Annotated in this window: 5 protein-coding genes; 4 read left to right on the forward strand and 1 reads right to left on the reverse strand. The window is 39.7% G+C overall.

Annotated elements, in window-relative coordinates; all coding sequences use genetic code 11:
* Positions 1 to 451 precede the first annotated feature (451 nt).
* The 3 genes from ACE01U_RS07840 (at position 452) to ACE01U_RS07850 (ending at position 4,479) form a co-directional block, all read left to right on the forward strand.
* Positions 452 to 2,698: a TonB-dependent hemoglobin/transferrin/lactoferrin family receptor gene (locus ACE01U_RS07840; RefSeq protein ID WP_395579125.1), complete on the forward strand. Its 2,247-nt coding sequence runs from the start codon at positions 452 to 454 to the stop codon at positions 2,696 to 2,698.
* A 65-nt stretch (positions 2,699 to 2,763) separates the two neighbouring features.
* On the forward strand, positions 2,764 to 3,573 hold the full coding sequence (locus ACE01U_RS07845) for a hypothetical protein (RefSeq protein WP_110973772.1): 810 nt from the start codon (positions 2,764 to 2,766) through the stop codon (positions 3,571 to 3,573).
* Positions 3,574 to 3,666: 93 nt separating this feature from the next.
* Complete coding sequence (locus tag ACE01U_RS07850) at positions 3,667 to 4,479, forward strand: DUF4198 domain-containing protein (RefSeq protein WP_395579118.1); 813 nt, start codon at positions 3,667 to 3,669, stop codon at positions 4,477 to 4,479.
* A gap of 104 nt (positions 4,480 to 4,583) precedes the next feature.
* On the opposite strand, the gene pcaU is transcribed toward ACE01U_RS07850, so the two are convergent.
* Positions 4,584 to 5,408 carry an IclR family transcriptional regulator PcaU gene (gene pcaU / locus ACE01U_RS07855; protein ID WP_086208652.1) on the reverse strand — a complete coding sequence of 275 codons (825 nt, stop codon included), beginning with the start codon at positions 5,406 to 5,408 and terminating at the stop codon, positions 4,584 to 4,586.
* A gap of 280 nt (positions 5,409 to 5,688) precedes the next feature.
* On the opposite strand from pcaU, the gene ACE01U_RS07860 reads away from it, so the two are divergent.
* Positions 5,689 to 6,000 (forward strand): 3-oxoacid CoA-transferase subunit A (locus tag ACE01U_RS07860; RefSeq protein ID WP_395579119.1); only part of this gene is annotated, 312 nt, incomplete at its 3' end.

Genomic DNA, 6,000 nt, shown 5'->3' on the forward strand with positions numbered 1-6,000 from the left:
AGTGAATGAGTCAATTGAAGGCAGTACATATTGAATGATGTGCTGTCTTTTTTCATGGCTGTATTTGATGATTTTGGGTTAGAGAAGCTGAAGCCTTGAGGGATGTTGGCCTGCTCTCAATCAATTTTAAAATAGTGTGATCCTTCTGATTTTAAATGCTTTAGATCGTCTGAACGTTGTTGATTTTACATTTACAACACGAATGTAGTGATGAAATCTGCACTGAACGACAAAAAGCAAAAACCGATTTTTTGAACAACCTTCTCCATTCCAAAAATAAAAGCAAATACTATTTGTAAATAATAATCTAATTGATTATTATTCGCATCCACATAGTCTTCCTATCTCAATTATCTTTATAGGTCTCAGGCATTGAGGCTCTGGAAAAATAAATTGAATTAAGAGTAATGATTATCAATATCATTTAATAAGTGGGTTTAACCGCATGAGTATGAATCAATACCAGTCGCAATTTTCGGGCGACGAAGCTAAAATTTTGAACTTACGACCTTGCTATTTATCACTATGTTTAGCTGTTTTAATGACTACAGGCTTCAGCTCAAACAGCTTTGCACAAGAGAATGTCTCTGTTTCAACCTCTCTCCCTAAGATCACCGTATATGCTGAACATGAAGATCAGGCGCCTGTTTCAAAAACTTCAATCAATAGAGACAACCTCGACAAGACGGGGGTAACCGATATGGCAAGTATCGTGAAATACTTGCCTCTCGTTCATGCTCCATTTTCGGTTGCAGGCAGTGGAACTTTTTTTGATGGGTCTGGTACAAGTAGTTATAACATTCGTGGTATTGATGCCAATCGTATTGGTTTAGATATTGATGGTGTAGATATAGCTGAAGCAACGGTTAGCTCTTATATTCCACCTAATAGTATGAGTCAACGTGGCGCTGGTCGTGACTATATTGAACCTGAAATGTTTACATCAGTAGATATCGTTTCAGGAACAACAGATGCATCAACCGACGGTATTGGTGGGCGAGTCTCATTTAAAAATAAGTCTCCAGAAGATTATTTGGTGGATGGTAAAACTATCGCGGGGACTGCCAAAGTAGGGTATAGCTCTGCGGATGAAGCGTGGTTAAGCTCTGTGACGGGCGCGGTAGGTAATGACGAGCTTAAAGCCTTAGTGGCTTATGCACATCGTGATGGGCATGAAACAAAACCTAACTCTAAAACCAAAGCATTTCCGACCGATTGGAAGTCTGATGCTGTATTGGGACGAGTACTGTGGACGTTATCCGATCAGCATCAATTTAATTTGACTGGGGACTTTTACCGCAAAACTGCCGATACTACAGGTATTAGTGCAAGTTTATTTAGCAACTATAAAAGTGATGCCACCCAACAGCAAGATATTGACCGTACCCAATTTAGCTTAGAACACATTTACAAACCTGCAAACTTTGCTTTGTTTGATCAGTTGAAAAGTAAAATGTGGTATCAAGAGTCAAATAATGAAACTGATACATCATTCATGAACAGTGCGACAGTCGCACGTGACTTTTCAACGACATATAAAGAAAAAAATACAGGGATTAAGTTTGATGCACTGAAGCGTTTGAGCAATCAAACTCTAAAATATGGATTGGCGGCAGACCAGAAAGATTATTCGAGTACTAAAGTGGACTTACGTAATGGCTCGAAATTGTCAACACTCTATCAAAACGGTTATTTACTTGATTCTGAGCTCAAACGTTATTCTGCTTACCTCTCTGATGAGATCCGTTTAGACCTCTTAGGGCGTGATTTAACTTTAACACCATCAGTTCGCCTTGAACGACAAGAGTATCGCCCGGACTCTTCTGCATATAGTGATGTGCAAGATCGTGATTTTAGTTATGTTTCACCTGGTTTTTCAGCAGGTTATCAGTTTAATCCAGAAAACTATAGCTATTTTAAATACACCCGCGGTACACGTATTCCTTCGCCAACAGAGATGGGCGGGATTTATCAAACCACGGCAGCTAATCCAAGCTATATCGTGATTGGTAATTCAAACTTAGATAAAGAAACCAGTGATGCGTTTGAAATTGGACTGAGAAATACTTCAATTGACGGTATAAAGTTTGATATCACAGGCTTTTATACGAAGTATAGCGACTTTATTGATTATTATAATTATGGCTATACAGCACAGTATACTAATGGTTATTACCGTGCAGAAAACTTAGCCAATGCCACAATTTGGGGTGGTGAGCTGTCTACGCGCATAGATCTAGGCCAATTTATTTCAAACTCAGATGGATTTAGTTTGGCATTAGTAGCCGGAAAAACGAAGGGAACTGCAAAAAATAAAGATGGTTTGAAAACTGGTGTGAACTCGGTTCAACCTGAAAAGGGAAGTTTAACTTTTGCTTATGATAACCCCAATAAAGTCTTTGGTTTAGGTCTAACTGCAACAGCAGTCGGGGACAAAATTGCGTCCAAAGATGTCACGACTTATCAAGATGATGTTGCGTACCAACGTGTTGCTGGCTACACCATTTTTGACTTATCTGCTTACTGGAATATCAATAAGTTCACCAAAGTGAATGTAGCTTTTAACAACATCTTTGATAAGACCTATTGGGATTACTCCGCAGTTGGCACCATCACAGGAACGAATCAAGCCAGTTTAATAGATCGCGCAGCCGAATCAGGTCGAAATATTGTCGCAAGTGTTGAATTTAAATACTAAATTTCAAAGCTAGATAGAACAGGTATTCCATCCAGCAAACTTAACTTTCAGGAAATGAAATCATCATGAAAATCATGTCTACATGGGTAATGGGTATCACGATGCTCAGCGCTTCAGTGAGTATTTTAGCAGCAGATAAAACAGCGCAAACAGATGTATATCAACAAGCTTATGCTATTCATGCGCTCTATCATCCAGAAAATAAGCAACCCAATGCTTCCGTAGTGACACAACAATATATACAAGATTATGCTGCACTTTTTAGCAATAATAAAAAGGTGACAGCTGAACAGTTTGCCCAATTTGAACAGACACGTTTAGACCCCGTACTCAAGCAACGCCGTGAAATGTCTTTAAAACAGGCACATGTTCGTTACGGTATTTTAGATAAAAGCAAAGATCAAAAGTTAACGTTAAAAGAGTTCCAAGCCTCTGGTGAAAAGACTTTTGATGGCTTTGATCTGAATCAAGACGGTTTGATTAATGCAGAAGATGCTCAGTTGGCAGGAGGAAGTATAGGAACACATGATGGTTTTCGTGCCAAGTTACCTATTTCGATGCCGATGCCAAGCAATGTGGCTGAGTTTATCGCGCAATATGGACAGGGTAAAAATTATGTAACTTTAGGCGACTATCTAACCGCACGCGATAAACAATTTTTTGAGACGGACAGCAATCAAGATTTGATCGTGACTGAACAAGAATATGTCGATGAGTTTATGCAGCGTTTTGACCGTAATTTAGCGACGGGTACGACTCAAATGCAGGAGATTGCTGGACAGCAATTCAAAGCGATTGCAAAAGGTAAAACCACCATTCAAGCAAACGATATTAAACAGTATGCGAAAAAAGTAGGGCAAGCCTCAGCCCAATAAACCAGCCATACCTTTAAGTCATTTATGGGTGGCTTAAAGGTAAAACTAATTAGGTTGACGATGGACAACGATACATCAATGGAATATTCAACAATGAAAAAAATAGGTTTGACTTGCTTACTGAGTATCTTGGTCGTAAATAGTTGGGCACATGCACCTTTTGTTGCGCCAAGCAGTTATGTGGTAGAAGGTGGCAACACTGCAGTTTTGGCAGGATTTGCAGAGCAAGCTTTTGACTCGGAAGTAGCCATTAAAGGCTTTAATTTTAAAGTGCTTACACCAAAGGGTGAAACTCAAGAATTAACATTGAGTCATAGTAAAGTTTTAAGTTTGGCTGATGTGAAAACGGATCAAGCAGGAACTTATACAGTTACAGGGCTCCGAACAGGTGAGCTTAAATATGCAAAAGTTGGCCAACGTTGGTTGCGGGTATTAGATGCAAAAACTGAAGGTTTATCACCACTGACTGAACGTCATTTTGTTACCCCAAGTGAAGTACAAGCGAAAAGCCAGCAGTTTACTGTGCAACGTTTTGATCAGTTGCTGAGTTATTTTTCTAAGCAACAGCAGAGTGAGCTGAAGCAAGAGTATACCCAACAAGGTTTAAGTTTGGTCTTTTCAAGTCATCCAAATCAAATTTCATTAAAAAAACCATTCACAATAAAATTAAACTTGGGAAATAAACCTGCGTCAGGTTTTCATGTAACACTAGAAAAGCAAATCACCACATTGGGAGAGGCTGAAAAAGTGACTCAGTTGCAGACCAATGGTTCAGGTGAGGTTACTTTGCTTTTTCCAGCGGTCGGGCAATACCTTGTGACTATGACCTCACCTGAACAGTCTGAAAAGTTTCGACCGAATGCTCAGACCTATAGAACGATTTTGAGTTTATACGTAAATCCTTAAATGTAAGCTAAGGCTAAAGAGGTCATTTACTGAAATCTGTTCGAGTTCATCTCAACTGAATCACAGGTCTGTGAGTGACAAGTGCCGTTATTTTTTTTTGAGCATCAAAGAATATTACGTAGTTCGCGCGCAGTTTCTTGTAGCAAAGGCAGTATGTGTTGAATCAAATATTCTTTGGTTGTTCGCATGGTAGGGGAAACAATATTTAAGGCTGCAACGACTTTTAACTGTTGCCCATAAATCGGAACGGCAAGTGCATGTACGCCCAATTCATGTTCTTCACATGAATAACACCAACCTTGCTCTCGAATTTCATGCAATAAGGCCAGAAACGTTTCATTATTGGTATGGGTGTATTTGGTGAGGCGTTGTAGCGGATACTGATTCAGCCATTCACACTGTTCCTGATCGTCGAGATAGGCCAATAAAATTTTACCTGCTGATGTGGCATGTGCAGGTAGACGATTGCCCAAATGTAGGCCATAAGGATTGACACGATCTGTTTGTTGATGTGCGGCGCTACGTGCAATAGTAATGGCTTCATAGCCGTCTAAAACCATCACGGAAAAAATGAGTGAGGTTTGATTGGTCAGCAGGTTCAGTAGAGGTTGAGAAATTTTGGGAAGTTGTGCTCCACCTAAATAAGCGCCTGAAAATTTGAGAATTTTAGGGGTTAAATAAAAATAATGACCATCAGATTCTAAATAGCCTAAATATTCAAGAGTGAGTAAATGGCGTCGTGCTGCGGCACGGGTCATGCCTGTGCGTTCCGCTGCCATAGTGATATTTAAACGATGTCGGTCAGTACCAAAGCTGTCGAGAATAGCCATACCTTTACTGATCCCTGCAACAAAGTCTTCATGTCGAATGGTTTTCTTATTATTGTGATTATGTATTCGCTTTTCTATTCGTTCTTTTTCTTCATGCATTTCGGTATCCCTATCCATTTTTATCCTTTGTCTATTTTTACTATAGCGTGAAATCAGAGTGAAATAATCAGGTTTTGTTCGATATATATATAAATTGTTCGATGATCGAACAAAACCTGTGCTCACTATCTAGTCGAAAATCACTAAATTATAAAAAATGAGCAGATAAGGAAATCTAACTAAAAGACTAGGGAATCTTGTCGAAAATAAAGTAACCCATGAGTATAGGTTAGTTTTCCGCGCCTTTTCAAATTTGCATGATGCACAATGGAGTTATCTAATGATAGATAAAAGTGCGGCATCCCTCGCGGAAGTGCTCTCCCAAATCACCGACGGCTCAACCATCATGATTGGTGGTTTTGGCACAGCAGGACAACCTGCTGAACTGATTGATGGCTTGATTCAACTCGGCATTAAAGACCTCACCATCGTCAGTAACAATGCTGGCAATGGCGACTATGGTTTAGCCAAGCTACTCAAAGCGGGTGCTGTGAAAAAAGTCATTTGTTCGTTCCCGCGTCAGTCCGACTCTTGGGTCTTTGATGAACTCTATCGTGCAGGCAAAATCGAATTGGAACTGGTGCCTCAAGGT

Origin of the sequence: Acinetobacter halobius, assembly GCF_044130335.1 — a bacterium.
GTDB lineage: Bacteria > Pseudomonadota > Gammaproteobacteria > Pseudomonadales > Moraxellaceae > Acinetobacter.

What these genes read in the sequence shown, in the direction of transcription:
- ACE01U_RS07850 (WP_395579118.1), top strand. Translation starts at nt 3,667, where the DNA reads ATGAAAAAAATAGGTTTGACTTGCTTACTGAGTATCTTGGTCGTAAAT.
- ACE01U_RS07845 (WP_110973772.1), top strand. Translation starts at nt 2,764, where the DNA reads ATGAAAATCATGTCTACATGGGTAATGGGTATCACGATGCTCAGCGCT.
- pcaU (WP_086208652.1), bottom strand. Translation starts at nt 5,408, where the DNA reads ATGCATGAAGAAAAAGAACGAATAGAAAAGCGAATACATAATCACAAT.
- ACE01U_RS07840 (WP_395579125.1), top strand. Translation starts at nt 452, where the DNA reads ATGAATCAATACCAGTCGCAATTTTCGGGCGACGAAGCTAAAATTTTG.